Source organism: Henriciella sp. (genome assembly GCF_029937755.1).
Taxonomy (GTDB): Bacteria; Pseudomonadota; Alphaproteobacteria; order Caulobacterales; family Hyphomonadaceae; genus Henriciella.
In genome coordinates, this window is record NZ_JAPYPG010000008.1 from 100,889 (window position 1) to 124,894 (window position 24,006).

At 61.7% G+C, this 24,006-nt stretch carries 26 protein-coding genes; 11 read left to right on the forward strand and 15 right to left on the reverse strand.

Features of this window, described 5'->3' with window-relative positions:
- Window positions 1–86: 86 nt before the first annotated feature.
- From Q1K29_RS15610 to Q1K29_RS15620, 3 genes are all read right to left on the reverse strand, one after another.
- The gene (locus Q1K29_RS15610) at window positions 87–512 is read right to left on the reverse strand and encodes a hypothetical protein (RefSeq protein ID WP_300396015.1); all 426 of its coding nucleotides are present in this window, start codon (window positions 510–512) and stop codon (window positions 87–89) included.
- 163 nt (window positions 513–675) lie between these two features.
- Window positions 676–2,439 (reverse strand): arginine--tRNA ligase, encoded by a 1,764-nt coding sequence (gene argS, locus Q1K29_RS15615; RefSeq protein WP_300396016.1) that lies wholly within the window; start codon window positions 2,437–2,439, stop codon window positions 676–678.
- Window positions 2,440–2,460: 21 nt separating this feature from the next.
- Window positions 2,461–3,069 (reverse strand): hypothetical protein, encoded by a 609-nt coding sequence (locus Q1K29_RS15620; RefSeq protein ID WP_300396017.1) that lies wholly within the window; start codon window positions 3,067–3,069, stop codon window positions 2,461–2,463.
- Window positions 3,070–3,144: 75 nt separating this feature from the next.
- Between Q1K29_RS15620 and ispH the strand changes: the two genes are divergently transcribed.
- From ispH to Q1K29_RS15640, 4 genes are all read left to right on the forward strand, one after another.
- On the forward strand, window positions 3,145–4,095 hold the full coding sequence (ispH, locus tag Q1K29_RS15625) for a 4-hydroxy-3-methylbut-2-enyl diphosphate reductase (RefSeq protein WP_300396018.1): 951 nt from the start codon (window positions 3,145–3,147) through the stop codon (window positions 4,093–4,095).
- A gap of 58 nt (window positions 4,096–4,153) precedes the next feature.
- Window positions 4,154–5,446 (forward strand): adenylosuccinate lyase, encoded by a 1,293-nt coding sequence (gene purB / locus Q1K29_RS15630; protein WP_300396019.1) that lies wholly within the window; start codon window positions 4,154–4,156, stop codon window positions 5,444–5,446.
- A gap of 68 nt (window positions 5,447–5,514) precedes the next feature.
- Window positions 5,515–5,958: a hypothetical protein gene (locus Q1K29_RS15635; RefSeq protein WP_300396020.1), complete on the forward strand. Its 444-nt coding sequence runs from the start codon at window positions 5,515–5,517 to the stop codon at window positions 5,956–5,958.
- Between the two features lie 110 nt (window positions 5,959–6,068).
- A complete protein-coding gene (locus tag Q1K29_RS15640) occupies window positions 6,069–6,557 on the forward strand; it encodes a hypothetical protein (protein ID WP_300396021.1) in 489 nt (162 codons plus the stop codon).
- Between the two features lie 25 nt (window positions 6,558–6,582).
- On the opposite strand, the gene Q1K29_RS15645 is transcribed toward Q1K29_RS15640, so the two are convergent.
- Window positions 6,583–8,040, reverse strand: a complete 1,458-nt coding sequence (locus tag Q1K29_RS15645; RefSeq protein ID WP_300396022.1) for an alanine/glycine:cation symporter family protein — start codon at window positions 8,038–8,040, stop codon at window positions 6,583–6,585.
- A gap of 85 nt (window positions 8,041–8,125) precedes the next feature.
- Here Q1K29_RS15645 and Q1K29_RS15650 point away from each other — a divergent pair, with 85 nt between their 5' ends.
- Together Q1K29_RS15650 and Q1K29_RS15655 are read left to right on the forward strand one after the other, a co-directional pair.
- Window positions 8,126–8,575 (forward strand): thioredoxin domain-containing protein, encoded by a 450-nt coding sequence (locus tag Q1K29_RS15650; RefSeq protein ID WP_300396023.1) that lies wholly within the window; start codon window positions 8,126–8,128, stop codon window positions 8,573–8,575.
- Between the two features lie 119 nt (window positions 8,576–8,694).
- Window positions 8,695–10,680 carry a PBP1A family penicillin-binding protein gene (locus Q1K29_RS15655; protein ID WP_300396024.1) on the forward strand — a complete coding sequence of 662 codons (1,986 nt, stop codon included), beginning with the start codon at window positions 8,695–8,697 and terminating at the stop codon, window positions 10,678–10,680.
- 35 nt (window positions 10,681–10,715) lie between these two features.
- On the opposite strand, the gene Q1K29_RS15660 is transcribed toward Q1K29_RS15655, so the two are convergent.
- The 8 genes from Q1K29_RS15660 to Q1K29_RS15695 all read right to left on the reverse strand — a co-directional run bounded on the left by Q1K29_RS15660 (window position 10,716) and on the right by Q1K29_RS15695 (window position 19,472).
- Entirely contained in the window at window positions 10,716–12,320 is a 1,605-nt protein-coding gene (locus Q1K29_RS15660; RefSeq protein WP_300396025.1) for an FMN-binding glutamate synthase family protein, read from the reverse strand.
- A gap of 342 nt (window positions 12,321–12,662) precedes the next feature.
- On the reverse strand, window positions 12,663–13,799 hold the full coding sequence (locus Q1K29_RS15665; RefSeq protein WP_300396026.1) for an acyl-CoA dehydrogenase family protein: 1,137 nt from the start codon (window positions 13,797–13,799) through the stop codon (window positions 12,663–12,665).
- Window positions 13,800–13,861: 62 nt separating this feature from the next.
- Entirely contained in the window at window positions 13,862–15,076 is a 1,215-nt protein-coding gene (locus Q1K29_RS15670) for an acyl-CoA dehydrogenase family protein (protein WP_300396027.1), read from the reverse strand.
- A 124-nt stretch (window positions 15,077–15,200) separates the two neighbouring features.
- Window positions 15,201–15,572, reverse strand: coding sequence for a nuclear transport factor 2 family protein (locus tag Q1K29_RS15675; protein ID WP_300396028.1), 372 nt, complete (start codon window positions 15,570–15,572; stop codon window positions 15,201–15,203).
- 72 nt (window positions 15,573–15,644) lie between these two features.
- Window positions 15,645–16,634, reverse strand: coding sequence for an alpha/beta hydrolase (locus Q1K29_RS15680; RefSeq protein WP_300396029.1), 990 nt, complete (start codon window positions 16,632–16,634; stop codon window positions 15,645–15,647).
- Window positions 16,635–16,707: 73 nt separating this feature from the next.
- Complete coding sequence (locus Q1K29_RS15685; protein ID WP_300396030.1) at window positions 16,708–16,941, reverse strand: hypothetical protein; 234 nt, start codon at window positions 16,939–16,941, stop codon at window positions 16,708–16,710.
- Window positions 16,938–18,446, reverse strand: a complete 1,509-nt coding sequence (locus tag Q1K29_RS15690) for a glycosyltransferase family 2 protein (protein ID WP_300396031.1) — start codon at window positions 18,444–18,446, stop codon at window positions 16,938–16,940. The genes Q1K29_RS15685 and Q1K29_RS15690 overlap by 4 nt, the downstream gene beginning before the upstream one ends.
- Window positions 18,447–18,467: 21 nt before the next feature.
- Window positions 18,468–19,472 (reverse strand): FAD-dependent oxidoreductase, encoded by a 1,005-nt coding sequence (locus Q1K29_RS15695; RefSeq protein ID WP_300396032.1) that lies wholly within the window; start codon window positions 19,470–19,472, stop codon window positions 18,468–18,470.
- Between the two features lie 113 nt (window positions 19,473–19,585).
- Between Q1K29_RS15695 and Q1K29_RS15700 the strand changes: the two genes are divergently transcribed.
- Window positions 19,586–19,759, forward strand: a complete 174-nt coding sequence (locus Q1K29_RS15700; protein WP_300396033.1) for a DUF2256 domain-containing protein — start codon at window positions 19,586–19,588, stop codon at window positions 19,757–19,759.
- Between the two features lie 213 nt (window positions 19,760–19,972).
- Window positions 19,973–20,158 (forward strand): hypothetical protein, encoded by a 186-nt coding sequence (locus Q1K29_RS15705; protein ID WP_300396034.1) that lies wholly within the window; start codon window positions 19,973–19,975, stop codon window positions 20,156–20,158.
- Window positions 20,159–20,255: 97 nt separating this feature from the next.
- On the opposite strand, the gene Q1K29_RS15710 is transcribed toward Q1K29_RS15705, so the two are convergent.
- Window positions 20,256–20,771, reverse strand: coding sequence for a histidine phosphatase family protein (locus Q1K29_RS15710; RefSeq protein WP_300396035.1), 516 nt, complete (start codon window positions 20,769–20,771; stop codon window positions 20,256–20,258).
- A gap of 122 nt (window positions 20,772–20,893) precedes the next feature.
- Here Q1K29_RS15710 and Q1K29_RS15715 point away from each other — a divergent pair, with 122 nt between their 5' ends.
- Window positions 20,894–21,529: a peroxiredoxin gene (locus tag Q1K29_RS15715; protein WP_300396036.1), complete on the forward strand. Its 636-nt coding sequence runs from the start codon at window positions 20,894–20,896 to the stop codon at window positions 21,527–21,529.
- A gap of 79 nt (window positions 21,530–21,608) precedes the next feature.
- Here Q1K29_RS15715 and Q1K29_RS15720 read toward each other — a convergent pair whose 3' ends face one another.
- Together Q1K29_RS15720 and Q1K29_RS15725 are read right to left on the reverse strand one after the other, a co-directional pair.
- Window positions 21,609–21,755 (reverse strand): hypothetical protein, encoded by a 147-nt coding sequence (locus Q1K29_RS15720; RefSeq protein WP_300396037.1) that lies wholly within the window; start codon window positions 21,753–21,755, stop codon window positions 21,609–21,611.
- 146 nt (window positions 21,756–21,901) lie between these two features.
- Window positions 21,902–22,789 (reverse strand): branched-chain amino acid aminotransferase, encoded by an 888-nt coding sequence (locus tag Q1K29_RS15725; protein ID WP_300396038.1) that lies wholly within the window; start codon window positions 22,787–22,789, stop codon window positions 21,902–21,904.
- Window positions 22,790–22,841: 52 nt separating this feature from the next.
- On the opposite strand from Q1K29_RS15725, the gene Q1K29_RS15730 reads away from it, so the two are divergent.
- Entirely contained in the window at window positions 22,842–23,318 is a 477-nt protein-coding gene (locus Q1K29_RS15730) for a MarR family transcriptional regulator (RefSeq protein WP_300396039.1), read from the forward strand.
- Entirely contained in the window at window positions 23,315–23,992 is a 678-nt protein-coding gene (locus Q1K29_RS15735) for a response regulator transcription factor (RefSeq protein WP_300396040.1), read from the forward strand. The genes Q1K29_RS15730 and Q1K29_RS15735 overlap by 4 nt, the downstream gene beginning before the upstream one ends.
- Window positions 23,993–24,006 lie beyond the last annotated feature (14 nt).

Here is a 24,006-nt window from a genome sequence, read left to right on the forward strand (position 1 = left end):
AGTCTGCCGCGGCGCAAAAGAAAAGGCCTGCCGCACGGTGAGTGCAAGGCAGGCCCCTCGATTGGCAAATCTGTTGTGGTGGCCGTTCAGGCGACGGCGGTGCGGCGCTCCTCGCCAGCCTTCGGATCGGTGACGATCAGATCCCCCAGATGGCCGATGCCGCGGACATTGTAGGCCGTTTCCATATGCTGGCCGACGCAGCCGAGCAGCTTGGCGATCTGGGCGTGGCCGAGGCCGATTTCGTGGAGGCGCGAGAACATCGACATGGAGACGTGCTGGCGTCCGCCCGGTGTCTGTTCGATCAGGCGGGCGATGGTGCCTGTGGCCGCGCCTTCCTGTGCGCCGGTCGTGGCAGACAGCGTGCGTGCGCCCGGCATGCGGGAGAAGACTTTCTCGATCAGCGGCGCGCCCTGGCGCTCTGCCGTATTGAAGAGGACGCCGAGCGCCTGTCGCGTCTGAGTTTCATCCAGTCCGGTTGCTTCAGACGTGGTCCTGATCAGGTCGTTCAACATTGTCAGCCTCCTCAACTTTGCCTCGTAGGCTTAAGAGGATAGGCACCGGCCCTTTGCAGAAAGTTACCGATACCCCCTGCAAATGTTCATTTTTCAGGATGAATCCTTAAAGCGCGTTAGGGCCGGGTAAAAATTTTGACCGGTTTTGTTAAGGAATGCGCGGCTACATCCGCTCCGGCGCTTCGATACCGAGAATGCCGAGCCCCGTTTCGAGCTGCTTCAGCACCGCCTCACAAAGCCCGAGGCGCGAGGCCCGGACCGCCGCATCGCTCTCATTCGCGATCGGCGCATCGGCATAGAGTGCACTGAACGCCTGGGCGAGCGAGTAGACATGCTCGCACAGGATATGCGGCTGGCGTTTGGCGTGGGACTGCGCGAGGGCCTGCGCAAACCCGTCCATGGCAAGCACCAGCGCACGTTCGGTGTCGCGCTCGATGGTCACCGCGCCCGGCTCGTGCCCGGCGTCCTTCGCGCGGCGCAGCAGGGATTTGATGCGGACCGCCGCATAGAGCATGTATGGCCCGGTCTTGCCCTCGAAGCTGGTGAACCGCTCAAGGTCAAAGACATAGTTCGTGGTGCGGACATTCTGCAGGTCGGCAAAGCGAAGCGCCGCACGGGCGACCAGCTTCGCAATATTGCCGCGCTCTTCCGCCGTGATGTCACCCGACAGGCCCGCCTCACCGATCTTCTTCTCGGCTTCCTCAAGCGCCATGCGGTTGAGATCAGACAGGCGCAGCACGCCGCCCTCACGGGTCTTGAAGGGCTTGCCGTCGGTGCCGTTCACCGTGCCGAAGCCGATATGCTCCATCCGGTCCTCGGCCATCAGCCCGGCCATGTCGGCGGCGCGGAAGACCTGTTCGAAGTGCAGCGCCTGACGCTGATCGACAACATAGAGGATACGGTCGGGATGCAGCGTCTCCACACGGTCGACAATCGTTGCAAGGTCGGTGGCATGATAGCCGGTTCCGCCGCGCGAATTGATGACCATGAAGGGCGGCATCTCCTTCTTGTCGCTCTCGCGCGAGACACCGATGATCCATGCGCCATCATCGAGCTTGGCGAGGCCCTTTTCCTTCAGGTCCTCGACCATGCCGGGGATCAGGCCATCGACATCGCTTTCGCCCTTCCAGAGGTCGAACTCGACGCCGAGGAAACTGTAATCGACCTTCAGCGCATCCACCGACACATTGATGAAATGCCTGAGCAGCGCGCGGTAGCCCGGATGGCCGGACTGCATCTCCGCGACGGCCAGCTGGCTCGCCTCATTGCGCTGCGGGTCTTCCTTCGCCTTGGCCGAGGCCTGCGGATAGAGCCGGCCAAGATCCTCGATCGTGACCGGCGGCTCGTCCGGATACGGACCTTTGAAGTCCGGATCGAAATAGATGAGGTCCGGCTGCTCGGCGAAGAGTTCGGTGATGAGGTGGCCCATCTGAAGGCCCCAGTCGCCGAGGTGGGCATCGCCCGTCACATCGTCGCCGAGGAAGCGGAACAGCCGCACCATCGTATCGCCGATCACGGCGGAACGCAGATGGCCGACATGCATGGGCTTGGCGACATTCGGCCCGCCAAAATCGATGACGACCTTCTCGGTCTGCTCCAGCTTTCCGCCGCCGACCTGCGCATCGGTGCGGATGAATTCGGTCTGTTTCGACAGCGCCTCGCCGGAGACGCGGATGTTCAGGAAGCCCGGCCCGGCGACATCGACACGCTCAATCGGCCCCTGCCCGGTAATCCGTTCGGCAATCTTCGCCGCCAGGTCACGCGGGATGAGACCAGCTTTCTTCGCCGCGCCCATGCAGCCATTGCACTGGAAGTCGGCCAGTTCCGGCCGGTCGGAGCGGCGCACGGCGCCCCAGCGCGCTTCGAAGCCTTCCGCTTCAAACGCGGCGGCACACGCCGCCGAAAGGTCCGTGGCGAGATCGCTCATGCTGGTCCCCGGTATGTTGTCTTATTCGCCCGCGCCGGCATCGAGACGGAAACGGCGGCCCTCGCGGTTGAAGGCAAGCTGTTCCTCGGTCAGGTCGAACCCGACCATCACCTCGAAGTTGGCGCCGGAAATTGTCGAATCGGCACGCGGGATGACGATGTCATTGATCGTGACGGTCTGGCCCGTCACCTTGTCGCCGCCGAAATTGGCATCGACGCTGAAATACTGCTTGGCCAGCACCTTTGAGCTGCGCCGCGTCACAGCGACCCAGTAGGTATATTCATGCTGGTTCGATGACGCCTTCGGTCCCTTGCCGAACGCCATGTCGATCTCGAGCGAGGCGCGCAGCGGCTGGTCCTCGACATAGCGGCAGAACAGCTCGATGCCGTTCATCTCACCGGTATAGGCAATATTGGTGTAGCTGTTGTCCTCTCCGTCCATCTCGACGACACGCGAGGCGTCATAGAGGATGGCGGCCGGCGGGCAGGGACCGGCATTGCTGCGGGTGTCGAGCGCCCGTGTCACGGAATTGCCACCACAGGCGGCAAGCATAAGTCCGGCTGCAATTACAGCGAATACGCGCATCTTGAATGCCTTGTCACTCTTGGCCTGAGCCTTCAGGCTGTCCATCTGGAATGGGGAGTGTTACCGGGCACCCGCCGATGGCGCAACGCCCGATCTGCTCACGGTGCAGCAAGGAGAAGCATGGCCCACCGCAAACTCGAAATCAGGCTGGCCGCCCCGCGCGGTTTCTGTGCCGGTGTCGACCGGGCGATCCAGATCGTCGAGGAAGCCCTTCAGAAATGGGGGGCGCCGGTCTATGTCCGCCACGAGATCGTGCACAACCAGCATGTCGTCTCACGCCTGGAAGGCCTGGGCGCGGTCTTCGTCGAGGAACTGGACGAATGCCCGCCGGACCGGCCGGTCGTCTTTTCCGCCCATGGCGTGCCGAAAGCCGTGCCGGCCGAAGCCGAACGCCGCGAGATGATCTATGTCGATGCCACCTGCCCGCTTGTCTCCAAGGTGCATGTCGAGGCTGAGCGCCACCACAAGGCCGGCCGCGAGATCGTCCTTATCGGCCATGCCGGGCACCCTGAGGTCATCGGCACGATGGGACAGCTGCCGGATGGTGCGATCGAGCTGATCGAGACCGAGGAGGATGCGCGAACCTTCGAGCCGAAGGACGCCGCCAATGTCGCCTTCGTCACGCAGACCACACTGTCGGTCGATGACACCGCCAGCATCGTCTCCATCCTGCAGGAGCGCTTCCCCGGCATTGCCACCCCGCACAAGGAAGACATCTGCTACGCCACGACCAATCGGCAGGAAGCGGTAAAGGCAATGTCGGAAGGCTGCGACCTCTTCCTCGTTATCGGCGCGGAGACCTCATCCAATTCCAAGCGCCTTGTCGAAGTGGCCAAACGTGCTGGCGCGAAAGACTCTCGGCTGGTCGCCAGTGCGCTGGATGTCGACTGGGACTGGTTCGAGAGCGTCGAAACGCTCGGCCTCACCGCTGGCGCCTCGGCCCCTGAGGACCTTGTCCAGGGCCTTATCGCGGCCTGCCGCGCGCGGTTCGATATCGAGGTCGTACCCGTGACCACGGCCCAGGAGACGGTGACGTTCAAACTGCCGCGCGTGCTGGCGGCGGAAGTCTAGGGCTTGCCCCTTCTGCCGACTGGCGTAGAACCCGCGCCATAACGCGAAGAGGCCCGACATGATTCCACGCTATGCCCGCCCTGAGATGACCGCGATCTGGTCGCCGGAAAGCAAGTACGGCATCTGGCTCGAGATCGAGACGCTGGCGGCGGAAGCCATGGAAGAGCTTGGCCAGATCCCGGAAGGGACGTCAGCGGCGGTCCGCGAAAAGGCGAGCTTCGAGGTCGAGCGCATCGACGAGATCGAGGCCGAGGTGAAGCATGACGTCATCGCCTTCCTGACCAATGTCGCCGAACATGTCGGAGAGCCCGCCCGCTTCCTGCACAAGGGCATGACCTCGTCCGACGTGCTGGACACCTGCCTCAACGTGCAGCTTGTGCGCGCCGCTGACCTCCTTCTTGTCGGGATGGACCGCGTCCTGGAAGCGCTGAAGACACGCGCCAAGGAACACAAATACACGCCGAAGATCGGCCGCAGCCACGGCATCCATGCCGAGCCAACCACCTTCGGCGTCACGCTCGCGACTTTCTATGCCGAATTCGCCCGTGGCCGTGATCGCCTCGTCGCTGCCCGCAAGGAAGTCGCGACCTGCGCCATCTCCGGCGCGGTCGGCACCTTCGCCAATATCGATCCGCGCGTTGAGGAATATGTCGCCGGCAAGCTCGGCATGGAGCCGGAGCCCGTCTCCACACAGGTCATCCCGCGCGACCGCCATGCCATGTTCTTCGCGACACTGGGCGTCATCGCCTCTTCCATTGAGCGGCTCGCCACCGAAGTACGCCACCTGCAACGCACCGAAGTCCTCGAGGCGGAAGAGTTTTTCTCGAAGGGCCAGAAGGGCTCATCCGCCATGCCGCACAAGCGCAACCCGGTGCTGACGGAAAACCTCACCGGTCTTGCCCGGCTGGTCCGCTCTGCCGTGACCCCGGCGCTGGAGAATGTCGCCCTCTGGCATGAGCGCGACATCTCTCACTCATCCGTCGAGCGCGGCATCGGCCCGGACGCCACCATCCACCTCGATTTTGCCCTGCATCGCATGGCCGGCGTGGTCGAGAACCTGCTCATCTATCCCGACCGGATGATGGAGAACATGATGCGCCTCGGCGGGCTGCATAACTCGCAGCGCGTCCTGCTGGCCCTCGTCGAAGCAGGCGTCAGCCGCGAGGATTCCTACCGGCTCGTCCAGCGCAATGCGATGAAGACCTGGGCGGGCGAAGGCCCCTTCCTCGATCATCTCAAGGCCGATAGCGAAGTCACCGCGAAGCTCAGCGACGCGCAACTCGAAGCCCTGTTCGACCTCGACTACCACTTCAAGCGCATCGACCTCATCTTCGGCCGCGTCTTCGGCTAGGTAATCCTACGGGGGTTGTCTCATAGCTGAATCTCCGCATCCTCTTCAGCGCAACTGTGGGAGGATGCATGAGACGTTTCATTCTTGGCGCCAGCGCGCTTGCCCTTGCGGCTTGCGCCACCAGCGGGCCGGTACCGACGGAACCGGAAACGCTTAGCGAAGCCGAATATCAGGCCGTGTTGAAGGATGCGACCGGGGCTTGGGGTAGCAAGGAATTCGAAGAGATGGAGGCCAATCACGCCGCCATTCTGGCGCGCGACGACATCTCGACCGAACAGCGCGCCCAGACCTATCTCAATCGCGGCATCGCCCGCTCCTCGGTCTCGCCCTACTGCGCCGTGCGCGACTGGGTGCGCGGCCTGGAACTCAACCCGGATCATCCGAGCCGTGATTACATCCTCAGTGAGATCGAGGCCGAGAAGCAACGCGAAGGCAACTTTCTCGGACCGGAAGATATCGAGGACTGCGAATTTGTCGGCCCAAATCCCGATGCGGGCTTCGATGGCAGGTGAGATGAGGCTTGCGGGGATTAAGCGAATTTACCAGAAATTGCTGCCCTGACGCACACGTCAAACCAAGATTGATATGGCCTGATCATCTCTCCTGACTTGGGAGAGATAGAATGTCTGCATCCTGGAGCATGTCAGTCACCGAGACCGGCAGCCTGCCATCCGCGCATGATGACGGGGTCGCCCGCCAGTCCGGCACGGGCAGCCTCGCCAACCTGGCCGACACCTTTGCGCGCCAGCTTTTCTGCGCCGCCTTTGACTGGGATGTGAGCGCGCCCCCGGCCATTGTCGGCTATGACGCCATCGACGATGCCGGCAACCGCTACCGCATCAAGGGCCGCCGGCAGACGCCATTCGACAGCTCCTGCCAGCTCTCCGGCATTCGCAACCTCTCGAACGCGCCGTTCGACTATCTCGCTGCCGCGCTCTTCGACGCCAACAGCCAGGTCCTGCGCGCGGCCATTGTGCCAACCGCCATGCTGCCGGAATTCGCGGTCTACCGGCGCACCGTCAACGCGCACTTCGTCTGCCTTGGCGATGCCGTCTGGCAGACGGCCGGCGTGCGCGACGTTGGTGCAGAACTGCAACACGCCGCGCCCTGATCCGCGAGCCTGGTCGGTGGGCCGCCTAGCCCGGATGCCTGCTCGGACGCTCGGTGAGCTGCCAGGCTTCCTTGTTGATATCCAGGTCGTCGAACTTGTCCGCATCGAAGACCGGGATTTTCACACCGGCTTTGCGCTGCTGGTCGAAGTCCCTCATCACCCGCAGGCCGACCGGGAAGAGCAGCGCGACGGCGAAAAGGTTCACCAGCGCCAGCAGACCCATCGTCAGGCTGGAAAAGCTCAGCACGTCGCCGAGGCTGACCGTTGCCCCCAGCACGACAAAGCCGACAACGATGAACCGGTAGATGTTCACCGCAAGCATGTTGTCGGGGATATAGTAGTCCACGGCGTTTTCCCCGAGATAATAGGAATACATGATCGAGGAGAAGGCGAAGAGGAACAGCGCGAAGGCGATGAAATACTCCGCCCAGTCGCCGACATGATCCCCCAGTGCCAGCTGCGTCAGGACACCTTGCGTAGCATCGTCCACGCCGAAATAGTTCTGCGCTGACAGCAGGATGATCAGGGCGGTGACCGTGCACATGATGATCGTGTCGATGAAGACCGACAGCGACTGCACCATGCCCTGCTGGGCCGGATGCTCGACATAGGCCGCCGCAGCGACGTTCGGAGCCGAGCCCAGACCGGCCTCGTTCGAGAACAGGCCGCGATCGACGCCCATCATGATGGCGATACCGATCCCCCCGGCAACCGCTTCATTGAAACCGAAGGCACTGGTCACGATTGTGGCGAGCGCGCCGGGAACCTGCGGCAGGTGCGTCACCAGAACGAACAGGCCAAGCAGCGCATAGAAGACCGCCATCGCCGGCACGACAAATTCCGCGACACTCGCAATGCGGCGCACACCGCCAAAGATCACCAGGCTGACGATCACGGCAAGGCCGATGCCGGACCAGAGGCGCGGCGCGTCAAAGGCCGATTCCATCGAACTGGTGGTCGCAAAGCTCTGGAAACAGATGAAGGCGAAACCGAAGGTTACGATCAGCAGGAGCGAATACACAAAGCCGAGCACAGGCGCGACACCACCGAGTTTCTTCCCGAGCCCGTGCTTGATGTAATAGGCCGGTCCGCCGCGGAAGTCGCCATTCGGCTCCTTCTGCTTGTAGAGCTGGGCGAGCGTACATTCGAAATAGCTCGTCGCCATGCCGACAAGACCGACGATCCACATCCAGAAGATCGCGCCCGGTCCGCCAATAGCCAGTGCGGCTGCCACGCCTGCGATATTGCCCCCGCCGACACGGCCTGCCACTGATAGCGCCAGAGCCTGGAAAGAGGAGGGCTGGTCGGTTTCATGCTGGAAGCCCTGCCCGAGGACAGAAAACATGGACCCGAACAGCCGGAACTGCACGCCTCTGGACCAGATTGTAAAAATCAGACCGAGTGGGATCAGAACGGCAATGAGAATCTTGCCATTGATGAGATCGCTCAGAAAGGCGTTCAGGTCATTGAGAAAATCGAGCATGACATCCTTGTTATATTTGGCTTCATTTCCTCTTAGAGGCGCGAGCGCGGGGAGTAAAACCGCGTGCTGTATCGCAGCCAGCCTGATGATAGGTCTGCTTGTCCCGCAGGCGAGTTTTGCGCAGGCACCGCTCAAACTGATCGCCCTGACGGCAGACTGGTGCGCGAAGTGCCATGTCCTCGAACCGGCCCTGGCCCGCGCGCTGGAGGAAACGCCGGACGGCACCGTCGATTATGTCGAGATCGACTTCACACATATCCGCGACGGACAGCAGGCCCGCCAGGGCATCGAGGGCGCCAGCAGGGCGCGGCTCACCCTGCACAAGGCCGGTTGGTTGTGGGAGCGTCATGGCGCAACGACGGGCCTTGCCTGGCTGATCGCCACTGACACCGGCGAACCGCTTGCCTGCTTCACCAGCGCCGTCTCCGCAAGCGCCATGACTGAGGAGATCCGCCATTCCGCCCGTCTCGTCGAGAGCACACCACCCGGAAAGCGTGCAGCAGGCCAGCCTGACTGCCCCGGCCTCATCGAGTAGACTTGCAACCCGATCTGAGTCGGGTGCGTTGGAGGTTCATCCCGCCTTCAGCCTGCCTCATTTAAAGCGCATAGCGCAGCCGGATTTTTGTGTCGCCGTTCCTGCCCGGAAGGATATTCGTGCCAGCCCAACCGCCGAACCGGACCTCATCAAACCGCCCCCCCACCTATGATTGGCGTAGCGGTGGCGGCTTTGCCTCGATCCTGTCGGGCAAGCCGATCCTGAAATGGGGCCTGATCACCATCTTCGGTCTGGTCGTCATCGCCGCGCTGGCCGTCTGGATCTACTGGCAGAGCCTCTATCGCGGCATGCCGGACCTGCCGTCGAATGAAGACCTCTGGGCCACGGGCCGCGAACAGGCGATCGAGTTTGTCGATGCCAATGGCGACACGATCGCGATCCGGGGGCCCCGCTATGGCCGCGCCATCAATCTCGAAGACCTTCCTGCCCACGTTCCGCAAGCCTTCATCGCGGCCGAGGACAAGCGCTTCTACGAACATGACGGCGCCGATACGCAAGCCATCATGCGCGCTGTCTGGGCAAATGTGACCTCGGGCGAAACCGTCTCCGGCGCCTCCACGATCACCCAGCAGCTGATCAAGAACCTCGTGCTCACGCCAGAACAGACCCTGAAGCGCAAGGCACAGGAAATCCGGCTGGCCCGCCGTCTCGAAGAGCGCCTGACCAAGGAGCAGATTCTCGAGCTTTACATGAACCGCGTCTATTTCGGCGCCGGCTTCTACGGGCTGGGCGCCGCCTCGCGCTTCTACTTCGGCAAGCAGCCCGAAGAGCTGACCATCGGCGAGGCCTCCCTGCTCGCCACCCTGCCGCAGGCGCCCTCGCGGCTGGCGCTGACCAACAACATGACCGATGCAAAGACACGCCAGCGCTATGTGCTGAGGGAGATGGTCGATTCCGGTTTCATTACCCCGCCCCAGGCAGCGGCAGCCGAGAAGGAAGACATCGCGCTCACCGACCCGCCCGAGCGCGACCCGCAATTCGGCTATGCCCTCGATGTCGCCACCGACCGGATCGACGAAATCCTGCCGACCATGCCGGGCGACCTTGTCGTCCAGCTCACCATCGATGCCGACCTTCAGGCCGCCGTGGACGAGGCCTTCACCAGACGGATGCAGGAAGAAGGGGCAAAGCAGGATGCAACCCAGGCGGCCGGCATCGTGATGGATGCCAAGGGCCGCATCCTCGCCATGTATGGTGGCGTCGACTACACGGAGAACCAGTTCAACCGTGCGACACAGGCGCAGCGCCAGCCGGGTTCAGCCTTCAAGCCGCTCGTCTACGCCACTGCCATCCAGCAGGGCCTGTCACCCTATGATGTGCGCCGCGACGAGGCGTTCACGATCGATGACTGGACGCCGGAAAACTATTCCCGCGTCCACACCGGCCCGATGACGCTGTCTGAGGCGCTGAAGGACTCGATCAACACGGTCGCTGCGCAGCTGGGTCAGGAAGTTGGCGAGGAAAACATCATCTCGCTGGCGCGCCGCTTCGGCATCTCGAGTGCCGACGGTATGAAACCCCTGCCCTCCATCGCGCTGGGCAGCCAGGAAGTGAGTGTGCAGGACCTTGCCCGCGCCTATGGCGTCTTCATGACCGGCGGCAAGCGCCTCGATCCGCATGTCGTCGAGAAAATCTCGAATTCGCGCGGAGATGTGCTTTACGAACGCCCGCAATACGATGCCGAACAGGTCTATGACCGCCGCGACGCCGAAACCATGGTCGCCATGATGGAGCGCGTGATCACCGATGGCACCGGAACGCGCGCCCGTCTGGCCAACTGGCAGGTCGCCGGCAAGACGGGCACCAGCCAGGATTTCCGCGATGCCTGGTTTGCCGGTTTCTCGGCGGTGCGTGTGGGCGCGGTCTGGGTGGGCAATGACGATGACAGCGCGATGAAAAAGGTCACAGGCGGCGGGCTTCCGGCCGCGCTCTGGCACGACATGATGGTGCTCGCCCATGACGGGCTGGAGCCCCAGCCGCTGGCCGGCGCCGGAACACTGAAGACGCTCTCCCCGCAGGCGCAGCAGCGCATCGCTTTCTACCGTGACCTCGGCATGGCCTTCGAAGGCGCAGCGACGAACTGAAGAGGCGGGTTCGCTTAGGCTCCCTGCCTCATCGCCTACGGCCCCGTGCCTTCTTCTGCGCGCTCGAAACTGTCGGCCTGGGCCAGAGCCCATTCCCGCGAAAGCACCGTGTCCGAGGGCTCCTGCAGAAGAGCCCCCGGTTTCAGCAGTTTGTAAGCGTGGTGGCCGGGCTCGGCGATGTCCTCGGTCACGCGGTGCATGATGTGGCGGGGCGTGAGTTCGCCCGGATGGTCGCACCCGGCAGCGCCGACCACCTCCATCAGCGCCCGCACGGTATTGCGCTGGAAATTGTAGACCCGCGCCGCCTTGTCAGGGATGACGAGACCGCGCTGGCGGGATTTGTCCGTCGTGGCGATGCCCGTCGGGCAGAGATTGTTGTGGCAGTTGAGCGACTGGATACAGCCGAGCGAAAACATGAAGCCGCGCGCTGTGTTGATCCAGTCGGCGCCGAGCGCCATGCTCGCCGCCATCGAGAAAGCCGAGAGCTGCTTGCCGCTGGCCGCGATGCGGATGTCATCCTTAAGTCCGCAGCCAACCAGCGCATTACGCACCAGAATGAGTCCCTGGCGCAGCGGCGCACCGATATGGTCCATGAACTCGGCCGGGGCGGCGCCCGTCCCGCCTTCGGCGCCATCCACGACGATAAAGTCCGGCTTGATGCCGGTGCCGAGAATCGCCTTGCAGATGGCGAGCACTTCCCAGCGATTGCCGACACAGAGCTTCATGCCCACCGGCTTGCCGCCTGACAGCTCACGCAACTGGGCCACCCATTCGATCAGGCCGTTCGGCGTCGAGAAGGCCGTGTGCGCCGGGGGTGAGAAACAGGTCTGCCCGACCGGAATCCCACGCGCCTCGGCAATCTCGGGCGTCACCTTTGTACCCGGCAGCACACCGCCATGCCCCGGCTTGGCGCCCTGGGAGAGCTTTATTTCGATCATCTTGATCTGGTCATTGGCCGCCACGTCCCGGAAGCGGTCGGGATCAAACGACCCATCCTGCGCCCGGCAGCCGAAATAGCCGGACCCCAGCTCCCAGACGAGATCCCCGCCGCCGGCGCGATGGTATTTCGAGACCCCGCCCTCACCAGTGTCGTGATAGAAACCACCCATCGCCGCACCGCGACTGAGCGCCTCGATCGCATGTGACCCGAGCGAGCCGAAACTCATCGCGGAAATATTGAGCACGCTGGCGGAGTAAGGCTTCGCCGTGCCCGGCGCGCCGACAGTCACACGCGGGTCTGTGTCCTGCGGATGGCGCGCCACGATGGAGTGCGACAGCCATTCATAGGGTGGTTTGTCGATATCGAGCTGGCTGCCGAACGGTTCGACCGAGGAGACGTTCTTCGCCCGGCGGTACACCATGGTGCGCTCTTCATGGTTGAAGGGCCGGCCTTCGGTCTCGCTCTCGACGATGTAGGATCTCAGGAAAGGTCGAAGCTCTTCGGCAATCCAGCGTATCCGCGCCAGGATCGGATAGTTCCGCCACAGCGTGTGGTGTGTCTGGACAAGGTCATAAAACCCGAGCAGCGTCAGCCCCGCAAAGATGACTGCAGCGATGATGAACCACGGACTGAGAAACGCGAGCCAGACGAAACCGGCGGTCAGGAGAAGGACGGCGGCGAGTGGCAAAAAACGATACATGGAGACGGGGAAACCTCGCTGGCTGTTCGCAGCGCAACTTAGCCCTCAGGCGCGAGTCTGCAATGCGGGATAGCCGGCCATGCAAAAGAGCGCGAGAACCGGACTGGTTTCGGACTGCTACCGGACTGTTTTCGGACCCTGATTTTCAGCCCTTCCAGACGTGAAGATTAAATCGTCTGGCCAGATGGAACCGCCCCCTTATCCAACAGTTACTCCGGTTCCAGATACGCTCTGGTTGGCCGTGTGCGTGTAACCGGACCATTCACTTGTACACGGCTGACGGGCCGGGGTCCCCGAATGGGAACTCCGGCCCGTTATTTTGCGCGGCACCTTGTTTTCAGTCTAGAAATCGTTCAGCCGCGCATAGCGGTCACGATGGAAACTCGCTGAGCCGAGCAGCGCTTCCTGGACGCGGGCCCGCTTCATGTAGAAGCCGGAATCATGGTCATCGGTCATGCCGATACCGCCATGCAGCTGCACCGTATCATTGGATACGAGGTGCACCGTCTCTGACGCCCGCGCCTTGGCGAGACTCGCCAGTTCAGCGATGTCGTTTTTCTGTTCGTCTACCGCTGAAAGTGCTGCAGCCACGCAGGATGTGGTCAGCTCGATCTCGGTGAACATCTTCGCCGCCCGATGCTGGAGCGCCTGAAAAGAACCGATCAGCTGGCCAAACTGCTTGCGCGTCTGGAGATACTCATGCGTCATTTCGAAGGCCGCGAGCGACGAGCCCAGCATCTCCGCCGAAAGCGCAATCCGGCCCCGGTCAAGCACAGGCTCGAGCAGATCATTGCCCTTGTCGGGCGCGCCAAGAACATGACTGTCATCGACATGTACGCCCTCCAGCGTGAGGTGAGCAGCGCCGTGACTGTCGACGGTTTTAAGGGCCTGAACAGTCAGGCCTTTTGCATCGCGTGGTACGAGGAAAAGCGTCAGCCCATGCGTGTCGCCCGGTTCACCAAAGGTGCGCGCGACCACGATAAAGACATCGGCATGATGGCCGTCCTGGACGTACTTCTTGGCGCCGTTCAGCGTGTAGCCCTGTCCATCGCGCTCGGCTTCGGTGGCGACGCCGGTCGGGTTGTGATGGCTCGTCTCATCCAGGGCGAGCGCGGTGGTCACCTCACCTGAGGCGATCTTCGGGAGCCATTCCTTCTTCTGGGCTTCGGTACCGCCCAGCAGGATGGCGGAGGCGCCGATGCAGGCGGTCTGCAGAAGCGGTGTGGAAGCGAGCGTGCGGCCCTGTGCTTCCATCACCTGGCCGAGCGCGACCATACCCATGCCAACGCCGTCATACTCTTCCGGGATCAGCACGCCGAAAAAGCCGAGTTCGGCCAGTTGGTTGCGGGCATCCGTATCGACGCCGTTCTTGCCGGAATCGCGCAGGCCGCGCAGATGCTTCACCGGCAGCTCGTCGCGCGTGAAACTCACTGCGGTATCGCGCAGCATCTCCTGGTCTTCAGTCAGGACAAAAGTCATTATCTTACCCTCATTCCTCCGGCGGCGCCGTATCTGAGCCCGCGCCGCATTGTTTGTCTTGTCTACTGGTGTTCGCGCAGGCCAAGCACGCGCTTGGCAACGACGTTGAGATTGATCTCACTGGTGCCGCCTTCGATCGAATTACCCTTCGAACGCAGCCATCCACGAGTCGCCATCTTGGCCCCCTTGTCGAAGCCTTCGCCTTCCCAGCCGAGGCCCTCGGTGCCGAGCGCTTCAATCATCAGCTCGAACTTGTCCTGGTTCATCTTGGCGGCGGCGTATTTGATGATCGACGCGGTATGGCCGACTTCCTGCCCGGCCTTGGCCTGCTCGCCAGACCGCTTGACCGTCAGATTGAAGGCCTTGGCATACATCATGTGATCGGCAATCCGGCCACGCAGGTCACCGTCGAGGACCTTGCCGTCCTTGTCCGTGCCGACATGGATCTTGGCATACTCGTCCGGGCCGAGCATGCCGGAGCCACGGGTCGACCCGAAACCACCAGCCGAAATCGAGGAGCGTTCATGCTGCAGCAGGCGCTTGGCGATTTTCCAGCCGCCATTCACTTCACCCACGAGCTGGTCCTTGGGAACTTTCACATCGGTGAAGAAGGTTTCGCAGAAGGGCGAGGACCCCGAGATGAGTTTGATCGGGCGGGTTTCGACACCTTCGCTTTCCATGTCGAAGAGGATGAAGCTGATGCCCTCATGCTTCTTCGATGTGTCGGTCCGAACGAGGCAGAAAATCCAGTCCGCCTCATTGGCATACGAGGTCCAGACCTTCTGACCATTGATGAGATAATGGTCGCCCTTGTCTTCACACTTGGTCTGCAGGCCGGCGAGGTCAGAGCCCGCGCCCGGCTCGGAATAGCCCTGGCACCAGCGCGTCTTGCCCATCACGATATCGGGCAGGAAGCGCTTCTTCTGCTCTTCGTTGCCAAATTCGATCAGGGCCGGACCGAACATCCAGAGACCGAAGGAGAACAGCGGAGGCCGCGCCTTGATACGGGCCATCTCTTGCTCGAGTACCTTGGCCTGCTCGCGGGTCAGTCCGCCGCCACCATATTCCTTGGGCCAGGTCGGAGCGGTCCAGCCCTTTTCGCCCATCCGCTGGAGCCAGACCTTCGAGTCCGGGTTCTTGAATTTTTCGCGGCGCCCGCCCCAGACGACTTCGTCTTCGGTCATCGGCGTCCGCATGGAAGGCGGGCAGTTTTCTTCAAGCCATTCACGCACCTCTGTGCGGAAAGCATCAAGATCGGTTGGCGTATCATAGGCCATGGGCGAACTCCTCCGGGCAGTCTTCTTGCTAAGTGCTGATAGCACACTAGCGCGAGCTTGAGAGCGCGTCCAAGGCTTCCTTGGCGTCAGAGGTCATCTGCCGCAGCCGCCCGGCACACCTTGCCTAATTGAAGAATTCTTCCCGCACGATCTTGCCATCTTTTACCGTGTAGATGGCAAGTTCCTGCATCTGCGTCCGCTCACCGGTCGGCTTGAATGTGCAGTCGACGGCGAAGATCACGCCAAACCGGTCATCGCCATGGAGAAAGGGGCCTTTCGCGGTGGTCTCGTGAACCGTGTGATTGTCTTCCCACCACGCCCATTTGCCGGCAATGGCCTCGAGCCCCTGCGCCTCGGCGCTGCCCCCCGGCACGGGTCCGGACTCGACCGATACACATGATGGATCATAGACGGTGTCGATCAGCGTCTTGTAGCTGCCGTCATTATTTGCCGCGACGACCTTCTCGCCGATGGCCTTCAAAGCTTCACGATCCAAAATCCACCTCCATCCTTCCCATTCTGTTCCAAATCGAGCTAGCGCGTCCGCGAAAAAATATGGGTAGAGGCGCTAGTCGGTCATTGCCTCAAGTCCGGCGATCAGCTCGTGCATGAACCGGTCCGGCGCCTCGATATGCGGACTATGACCCAGATCGGGAAAGCTCACCAGTATAGCGCCCGGAATGGCCGCTTCTGTCTCACGGGCCAGTGCTTCATAATTACCGAGCGTTTCGCGGACACTCTCGCTTGCCCGCCCCTTGCCCAGCGCCGTGTTATCCTGCTCGCCAATCAGCAGCAGCGTCGGCACTTCGATGGTCGGGAATTCGTGCACGACGGGCTGGTTGAAAACCATGTCAGCCGTCAGCGCATGGTGCCAGGCCGTGATCTTGCCTCCTTCGCCCTCATACATGCTCCACAACATGTCGACCCAACGGTCGTAGCGGTCCTTCCAGTCGCCGACATAATAGGTCGATTGCTGGTAGGCCTTGATGCCGTCTCGCGTGGTCTTCAGCTGGCTTTGATAGAGCTGGTCGACAGTGACGTTCGGCACGGCCTTGGCCCGCCAGTCCTCAAGACCGATCGGATTGAGGAGAACAAGACCACCGGTCTCTTGGGGATATTGCAGGGTATAGCGCGCCGCCAGCATGCCGCCCATGGAATGGCCCATGATGACCGGCGCCTCGATATCCAGCGCTTCGATCAGGCCATGCGTATTCGCGGCGAGCGTGTGCAGACCATACTGGTAGCCCTGTGGTTTGGAAGATTTGCAGAAACCGATCTGATCCGGTGCGATGACGCGATAGCCCTCATCAAGAAGTGCCCGGATCACTGTTTCCCAAGTCGCGGCGCAAAAATTCTTGCCGTGAAGGAGCACGACGGTTTCACCGTTCGTCTCTTCGGGCATGACATCGAGATAGGCCATCTCCATCGCCTGCCCCTGACTGACCAGGGCATGGCGCTCGACGGGCCAGGGATAGTCGAAGTCAGAAAGCATCGGATCGGCGGCAGCTGTCCCGGCCAGGCAAACGCCCATCAATGCGCCTGTCAGAAATCGTTTCATCACCCGCCTCCATTCAACCGATCGATGGTCAAGCAATGCGCCTCAACCCGCGAGCGTTCCGCAGGCGGCGAATTTACCGCCCGAAGCGCCCCAAAAGGCCGTGCTCTGGCCCGGTTTCAAAACCGGCAAGGTTGATCGCGTGGACCATTCCGAGAAAGACCACAAGCGTGCAGCCAACCATGATCAGGCCCCAAGGCATCTGATTGGGGCGCCCATCCTTGCGGACGCCGCCCAGTTTGCGGCTGGACAGGAAGATCCCGGCCCCTGCGGCGACGATAATCAGGATAGTAATGATCCAGGTGGTCATGCTTCGATATCTGCTCGGCTGGCCGCTTCGCCCTGCTCGGGCTGATGCGGCGTCTTTGCCCAGAAGTGCGGCCTGACCGCAAGGCCATAGAGCGCCATAATTGCAGCACCGGTCTGAAGCATCCAGTAGAAGGGACGCGAAACAACGGCCAGGGTCCGGGCAAACCGCCACCGCCCCGGCGCCAGTGCATCACCGAGCGTACTGGCAATCCAGCCCAGCCCGAACAGGGCGAAGCTGAGAGCGTCTACCTGCACGGCAGGGACGATCAGGCCGGCCAGCATCCAGAGTGTCATCGGCCCATAGAGGAATGCACTCAGGATGGACGCGCCCAGTGTCATCTGGAGGCTCACCCACGCCGGAAACCCGAGTTCGCTCAGGAGGCTGAATGGCCTGCGCATGCACACCAGCCAAGTTTGCATATAGCCCTTGATCCATCGCTTGCGCTGGTGAAACCAGACCGAATACGTCTCCGGCGCAGATTCCAAAGTGGGGGTATTGATCCGCCAGGTCTGTCCGCCAAGCCGTGCGGCCCGCAGGCCGAGGTCGGCGTCTTCGGTCACATTCCAGGCGTCCCAGCCTCCAAAGGCGATGAGGTCCAGCCTGCGGAAATGATTGCTCGTTCCTCCCAGCATGATGGGGTGCCCCCAACTGGCGAGTGCCGGGAGGTAGAGATTGAACTGGACATCGTACTCAAGTGCCCAATGCGCCGCGACCCAGCTGGATGCTCCGTTCGTTGCCTTGAGTGGCGCCTGCAGGCAGAGCACATTTGCCGGCGCGTCCTCGAACATGGCGCAGGCCGCTTTCAATTGCTGCGGGTCCGGGCGGTCTTCAGCATCATAGATCGTGAGATATTCACCAACCGCACGCGCGAGCCCGTAGTTGAGCGCCCGCGGTTTGGTCAGCGGCTTGCCGGGTGGAACGCGGATGACGCGGGTGCCTGTCGGGAACGCCGCATCACGCGCAGCACGCATCGTTTCCGTGTCATCGGCCTCGATCAGCAGGAGAATGTCGAGCCGGCCGGCCGGCCAATCCAGCGCCGACAGGCTGGTCGCGAGCTGGGGCATCATGCCGGCCTCATGGCGCAAGGCGATGAGAATGGAATAAACCGGTAGCTCTTCCGGAAGGCTCTTCGCGTGGCTCTCAGAGGAGGATGGCCCAAATCGCCGGCCCGCGCCGACAATGACCAGGCAAAAGCGCCACAGCACGATGAGGATGAAGGCAAACCAGCAGGTAAATCCTGCTACAGAAAGCGTAAGGCCCGGTTGCCAGCGAACCGCGGCACATCCGAGTGCGACAAGGCCCAGAAACGCCAAGACCTGAAACAGGCTTGGCACCGTGCGGGCGCTCAGTTTCGGCGGAAGCGCTTCTGACCGGGAGATTGCCTGAAGCAGGCTGTAGCCGACCGGTTTCTCACCATGGTTGAGGTTACGCGCCGCACTTCGGCTTCGCGCTGCAACGCCCAGATCGCCCCAACTGCCCTCGCCCATACAGAATGGAGAGCGCAAATAGCGCTAAATTTCAAGTTGTTATTTCGCGCTTGAGAGGAAATCAGCGCACGCCAGACCGCTCAACCAGGCCGCTTCGACGCGTGGTCCCGACCGCCAGTCGCCGATCACGGCTATCCCTGTCGCCTCGTCCCAGCCGAATGACGAACCCGCAGCCTTGTCCACCTTGGCATGGAGCCAGCGGTGGGCCGCCACATGGATGGGCTCTGGCGCACCGGACATGGTGCTGAACTCGCGAAGGAGCTGTGCCATCACGTCGTCCTTTTCAAGATCGACATGCTCGCGGCTCCAGGCCGGTGAGGCGTGCAGCACCCATGTTTCAGTATCTCCACGGTCAGGCTTGCTCGCATTCCGGGTCACCCAGCCGAGCGCACCGTCAGCAATATTCGCAGCATCCCAGTCCACGGGCAGCTTTTCCTTGAAGGCGAGCATCACCGCCCAGCAGGGGGCGGACTGTGCACGCGCCGCCTGGGCCGAAAGAGCGTCGCTCACACCGGAGAGGAGATCGACAGCCTGTTCAGCCGGCGTGGCGCAGATGACCTTGTCGAAAGGACCTTCCTCGCCACCATCTTCGAAGACGAGTGTCTTGTGTTGACCATCCAACCGGATCTTTGTCACGCGCCTGCCCCAGTCGATCGGCAGATCCGTCGCCATGGCCTTGATCACGGCGTTCATTGATGGCGTACCAACGAACAGGGGCTCGCGTTCGTTCTCGCTGGGCTGGACACCGACCGTCCAGCTATCCGAACGCTTGCGGATGTCTGCCATGCGCGGGCGCCAGCGCGTAACCGCCCCTGCCTCACGCAGACGAACAATCTCTTCGCGAAAGGCTTCATCCCGCGCGGTAAAGAACTGCGCGCCATGGTCCCAGCGGGCTTCACCCACCGGTGTTTCGGCGCGGCGCGTCGACATGCGGCCCCCTGGCCCGCGGCCTTTGTCATAAAGCCTGACCGTTTCTCCCGCAGCCTCCAGAACGCGGGCGGCACTTAGCCCTGCGATGCCTGCACCAATGATTGCCGTTGTCATGCCTCGTCCCGTTTTCGCTTGCAGGGCATGGAAGTAGGACTCGTCACGAATTGGCAAGGGCACGCTCGCCACTGAGCCGCAACCGCCTAACTCGATTCCCAGCGAGGACAGAAATGGCGAGACGAAGCTCCGGACCGAAATCCATCACCCTGGGGGCGCGCGGCAAGGGGGCGCTTCCAGTGAAAACATGCGCGCGATGCGGACGCCCGTTCGAATGGCGAAAGAAGTGGGAAAAGGTCTGGGAGGAGGTGCGATTCTGCTCCGAAAAGTGCCGGAAAACCCGCTAACCGGATCTAGAGGCGTTAAAATTATCGAAAAACAATAAAAATAATGCCTTGTTTTTATTGAGTTTCGCTGTTTTTCGGAAAATAGTTATTGATTTTCGATAATTCTTATCCTAACTCTTGGTCATCGGCGGCAACAACAAAGCAAGCCTCCGAAAAAAGAAACCAACCCCACCCGGCATCAAGACCGGATATTTGCAACGAAGGAGTAACTAGATGTACCCGCTCGCCTCCCAGAGCTCCGCCGCTTCCGCCCACCCCGTTGAAGCGCTGTCCACGGCCCACACGGTTCAGGCCATCTCCCCCGACGTCCGGACCGTGGCCAATGACAACTCGGCAGCCTGGAAACCCAGCCTGCTGGTCCAGCGCCGCCGCAGGCTCAACCGGCGCGCGGTCCGCTAGTTCAAGAGACAGGGGACTGGCGGGGTTCACTCCTTGCGCCGTTCCTGCCATCCCCTTCCCGAGCCGCCCTGCCCCGCCTGGCAGGGCGGTTTTCGTATCAGGCGAGATTTTTCGGCTTGATGAAGTCAACGAGCTTGAAAAGCACGGGCACATAGGGCCCGTCATCCTCCTGCTCGAAAAAAGCCGCCGCAGAGGTGGGCAGCTTCGCGGCCAGCTTCATGGATGCACGATGATTTTCGCTGCCCGCCTGGCGCAGGATGGATCCTGAGAGCTCATGCAGGCCGGGATTGTGGCCGATCACGATGACCGTGGAGGCCTCACCCGCATGCTTTTTGATCAGCTCTTCTATTACCGGCACCCCTGCGAGATAAAGGTCGTCGGTGACAAGTTTCCGGCATTCGGGGAAGACCAGCGCCAGATGCTGCCAGGTCTCACGTGTACGCCGCGCGCTGGAAACCAGCGCCATGTCTGGTGACCAACCTTCCTGCTGCAATGCCACGGCCATGGCTTCGGCGTCACCGTGCCCACGCGGGGTCAGGATGCGGTCGCGATCATTCACGCCCTCATTCCAGGGTTCGGTCTTGGCATGCCGCATCAGGATCAGGCGTTTCATGTGTAGGGAACTGCCCTTCGAAGCTTAGTAAAACTAACCACCGGAATCAGCGTGCCAAGCTTGTTGACCCTGAGGCTCCGTACCATCTTCCCGGCAAGATAAAGCAATTACTGGAGAATTCCATGAGCCTGCTGCTTGGCGATACAGCCCCTGATTTTGAAGCCGAGACCACTGAAGGCAAGATCAACTTCCATGATTGGATCGGTGATGACTGGGTGGTGTTCTTTTCCCACCCGGCCGACTTTACCCCCGTCTGCACGACTGAGCTTGGCTACACAGCCAAACTGAAGGACGAGCTGGCCGCGCGCGGCGCGAAAGCCATCGTGATCTCGGCCGACAGTCTTCAGGACCATAAAGAATGGGTGAAGGACATCGAAGAGACCCAGGGATGCGCGGTCAACTTCCCGCTGATCGCCGATCCGGACAAGAAGGTCGCCACCCTCTACAACATGATCCACCCGAATGCCGATGCGAAAGTCACGGTGCGGGCGGTCTATGTGATCGATCCGAAGAAGAAGATCCGCGCCTCGATTGTCTATCCGCCGAGCGCTGGCCGGAACTTCAACGAGATCCTGCGCCTGATCGACTCCCTGCAGCTCACCGACGGCTACAAGGTGGCCACCCCGGTGAACTGGCAGCAGGGCGAAGATGTGATCATCGTGCCGAGCGTCTCGAATGAGGATGCCGACAAGATGTTCCCGAAGGGCTACAAGACGCTGAAGCCTTATCTGCGCACTACACCGCAGCCGAACAAATAGGCCGCAGTCGCCCTTCAGACACAAGAAAGCCGCGCCAGCCCTGGCGCGGCTTTTTCTTGTTATCAATTGTCCTTCCCGCTTATCGGGTCAGCATCCGTAAGAATTTCTGACTGCCGCTGAGCTTGCGGCGCTTGAGCCCGAAATGTTTGCGCACAGCATCCGGTTTTTCATAGATGGAGCGCAGCGTCTTCAGGCGTTTCAGGGCCTTCTTCCGACTGGATTTCATCTTGCTCTGGGCGATAATGCACCTCTCTTTCCGAGCGGAAAGTATAGCATATCCAGCTCGGTTTTCGAAGGCAGGCAGGCATTAGCCCGCTACGGGTCTCAGGCAATCAGATCGCATGGAAAAGCTCACGACCGTCAGCGAGGGGCTCAAACGACCGGATTTTTCACCTTGCCATTCACGAGATCGGAATAGTCGTTCACCAGCGCCTCGGTCACCTGGCCGGGCTTGTACTCGACCTCTCCAATGGAGCGCACGGGCGTCAGCTCTGCAGCTGTGCCGGTGATGAAGCACTCGGAGAAGGTCGGCAGCTCTTCCGGAAGGATCGTCCGCTCGACGATTTCGATCCCGCGCGCTTCAGCAAGCTTGATCGCTGTCTGCCGGGTGATCCCGTTGAGGAAGCAATCCGGCGTTGGCGTGTGAAGCGCCCCATCGCGCAGGAAGAAGATGTTGGCACCTGTCGCCTCAGCCACGTGGCCGCGCCAGTCAAGCATGAGCGCGTCGGCAAAACCCTGACGCTCAGCAGCATGCTTGGACAGCGTGCAGATCATGTAGAGGCCGGCAGCCTTCGCCTCGCACGGCGCGGTCTTCGGATCAGGACGGCGCCACTGCGAATGCGTCATCGCAATGCCCTTCATCTTGTCCTTGAAATAGTCGCCCCAATGCCAGACGGCGATGGCAAGGTGGATGCGGTTCTCCTGCGCGGACACACCCATCATCTCGCTGCCGCGCCAGGCAAAAGCCCGCACATAGGCATTCTCGAGACCGGATTTCGCCAGCGTCTCCTTCTTGGCATCCTCAAGCTGATCGACTGTCCCAGGCACGTCAAAATCAAGGATTCGGCCGGAACGGTGAAGGCGCTCGGAATGCTTGCGCGATTCGAAAATCTGACCGTTATAGGCGCGCTCTCCCTCGAACACCGAGGAGGCATAGTGCAGACCATGGGTGAGGACGTGAATTTTAGCATCGCGCCATGGTACAAATTCACCATCCATCCAGATGTATCCGTCACGGTCATGATACGGGATGGAAGCCATTTTTCTTGTCCTCGCTTGAACTTCTACCGGAAAACCGCTCCATTCTCAGACTGTGACATCCGAAGTCAACCAGAAGCCGGGCGAAACGGGGCGGGTCGATCCGCGGCTTTTCCTCAGGGAGGAAGAGCTCGATAATGGTATTGCGCTTCTGCTGGCAAGCGAACGGGCGATTGCAGCGGCGCTTCGCCGCAACCAGGACACGACCGGACTGAACATGCCGGCGCTGCGTCTGATGATCACCATCCGCTTCAAGCCGGGCCTGACGGTGAGCGAACTGCGCGACGAGACCGGTGCGACCACACCGACACTCGCTCGCCTGCTCGGCGAACTCGACAAGCGACACCTCGTCCACAAGAAAACCGGCGGGCGCGATGCACGCCGCCGCCGGCTGTCGCTTTCCGAGGAGGGAGAAGCCCTGATCGCTCCTGTCGTTGCCGATCTGCGTTCAGCCATGCGCGAAGCCTATCGCGAAGCCGGCGCCAGCGCTGTCGCCGGAACGCGCGCCGTGCTGGAGGCCCTGACACGATGAGTGACGCCCCGCATATCCTTGTGGTCGATGACGATGATCGTATCCGCAGCCTGCTCAAGCAGTATCTCGAAAAGCTCGATTATCGCGTCACCGTGGCGGCGAGCCCGGCAACCGCGCGCAAACTGTTGGCCACGCTGGATTTCGACCTCGCCATTCTCGACATCATGATGCCGGGTGAGACAGGGCTGGAACTGCTGCAGTCGGTGCGCACGAACGGGCTTAAAACACCCGTGCTGCTGCTGACAGCCCGCGGAGAAACCGCCGACCGCATCGAGGGGCTGAAAGCCGGGGCGGATGACTATCTCGCCAAGCCGTTCGAGCCCGAAGAGCTGTCGCTGCGCGTTGGCGCCATTCTCCGGCGCACCCATGTCGAGCCGGTTCCCGATGAAATCGAAATGTCAGGCCTGGTGTTTGACGCCAAGCGTGGTGAACTCACCGAAGGCGACCGCCGCGTCAAACTGACAGAAGCCGAGTTGCAGCTGCTTAGCATGCTCGCCTCGCGGGCCGGCGAACCGGTCAGCCGCGAAGAACTCGCCTCGCGCTCACCCGGCAGTACGGAACGCTCCATCGATGTACAGGTCACACGCCTGCGCCGGAAGATCGAACCCGATCCCAAGATGCCCCTGCACATCCAGACCGTGCGCGGGGTAGGCTACCGCCTCATGCCGGACTGATCCGGCAGAAGGCG

Bases quoted from the DNA above. Each gene is read 5' to 3' on its own strand.
- argS (WP_300396016.1), bottom strand. From the start codon at position 2,439: ATGAGCGATCTCGCCACGGACCTTTCGGCGGCGTGTGCCGCCGCGTTT.
- Q1K29_RS15640 (WP_300396021.1), top strand. From the start codon at position 6,069: ATGTCTGCATCCTGGAGCATGTCAGTCACCGAGACCGGCAGCCTGCCA.
- Q1K29_RS15635 (WP_300396020.1), top strand. From the start codon at position 5,515: ATGAGACGTTTCATTCTTGGCGCCAGCGCGCTTGCCCTTGCGGCTTGC.
- Q1K29_RS15670 (WP_300396027.1), bottom strand. From the start codon at position 15,076: ATGGCCTATGATACGCCAACCGATCTTGATGCTTTCCGCACAGAGGTG.
- Q1K29_RS15665 (WP_300396026.1), bottom strand. From the start codon at position 13,799: ATGACTTTTGTCCTGACTGAAGACCAGGAGATGCTGCGCGATACCGCA.
- Q1K29_RS15645 (WP_300396022.1), bottom strand. From the start codon at position 8,040: ATGCTCGATTTTCTCAATGACCTGAACGCCTTTCTGAGCGATCTCATC.
- Q1K29_RS15685 (WP_300396030.1), bottom strand. From the start codon at position 16,941: ATGACCACCTGGATCATTACTATCCTGATTATCGTCGCCGCAGGGGCC.
- Q1K29_RS15660 (WP_300396025.1), bottom strand. From the start codon at position 12,320: ATGTATCGTTTTTTGCCACTCGCCGCCGTCCTTCTCCTGACCGCCGGT.
- Q1K29_RS15710 (WP_300396035.1), bottom strand. From the start codon at position 20,771: ATGAAACGCCTGATCCTGATGCGGCATGCCAAGACCGAACCCTGGAAT.
- Q1K29_RS15715 (WP_300396036.1), top strand. From the start codon at position 20,894: ATGAGCCTGCTGCTTGGCGATACAGCCCCTGATTTTGAAGCCGAGACC.
- Q1K29_RS15725 (WP_300396038.1), bottom strand. From the start codon at position 22,789: ATGGCTTCCATCCCGTATCATGACCGTGACGGATACATCTGGATGGAT.
- Q1K29_RS15610 (WP_300396015.1), bottom strand. From the start codon at position 512: ATGTTGAACGACCTGATCAGGACCACGTCTGAAGCAACCGGACTGGAT.
- Q1K29_RS15680 (WP_300396029.1), bottom strand. From the start codon at position 16,634: ATGAAACGATTTCTGACAGGCGCATTGATGGGCGTTTGCCTGGCCGGG.
- Q1K29_RS15650 (WP_300396023.1), top strand. From the start codon at position 8,126: ATGATAGGTCTGCTTGTCCCGCAGGCGAGTTTTGCGCAGGCACCGCTC.
- Q1K29_RS15735 (WP_300396040.1), top strand. From the start codon at position 23,315: ATGAGTGACGCCCCGCATATCCTTGTGGTCGATGACGATGATCGTATC.
- Q1K29_RS15700 (WP_300396033.1), top strand. From the start codon at position 19,586: ATGGCGAGACGAAGCTCCGGACCGAAATCCATCACCCTGGGGGCGCGC.
- Q1K29_RS15620 (WP_300396017.1), bottom strand. From the start codon at position 3,069: ATGGACAGCCTGAAGGCTCAGGCCAAGAGTGACAAGGCATTCAAGATG.
- ispH (WP_300396018.1), top strand. From the start codon at position 3,145: ATGGCCCACCGCAAACTCGAAATCAGGCTGGCCGCCCCGCGCGGTTTC.
- purB (WP_300396019.1), top strand. From the start codon at position 4,154: ATGATTCCACGCTATGCCCGCCCTGAGATGACCGCGATCTGGTCGCCG.
- Q1K29_RS15705 (WP_300396034.1), top strand. From the start codon at position 19,973: ATGTACCCGCTCGCCTCCCAGAGCTCCGCCGCTTCCGCCCACCCCGTT.
- Q1K29_RS15720 (WP_300396037.1), bottom strand. From the start codon at position 21,755: ATGAAATCCAGTCGGAAGAAGGCCCTGAAACGCCTGAAGACGCTGCGC.
- Q1K29_RS15695 (WP_300396032.1), bottom strand. From the start codon at position 19,472: ATGACAACGGCAATCATTGGTGCAGGCATCGCAGGGCTAAGTGCCGCC.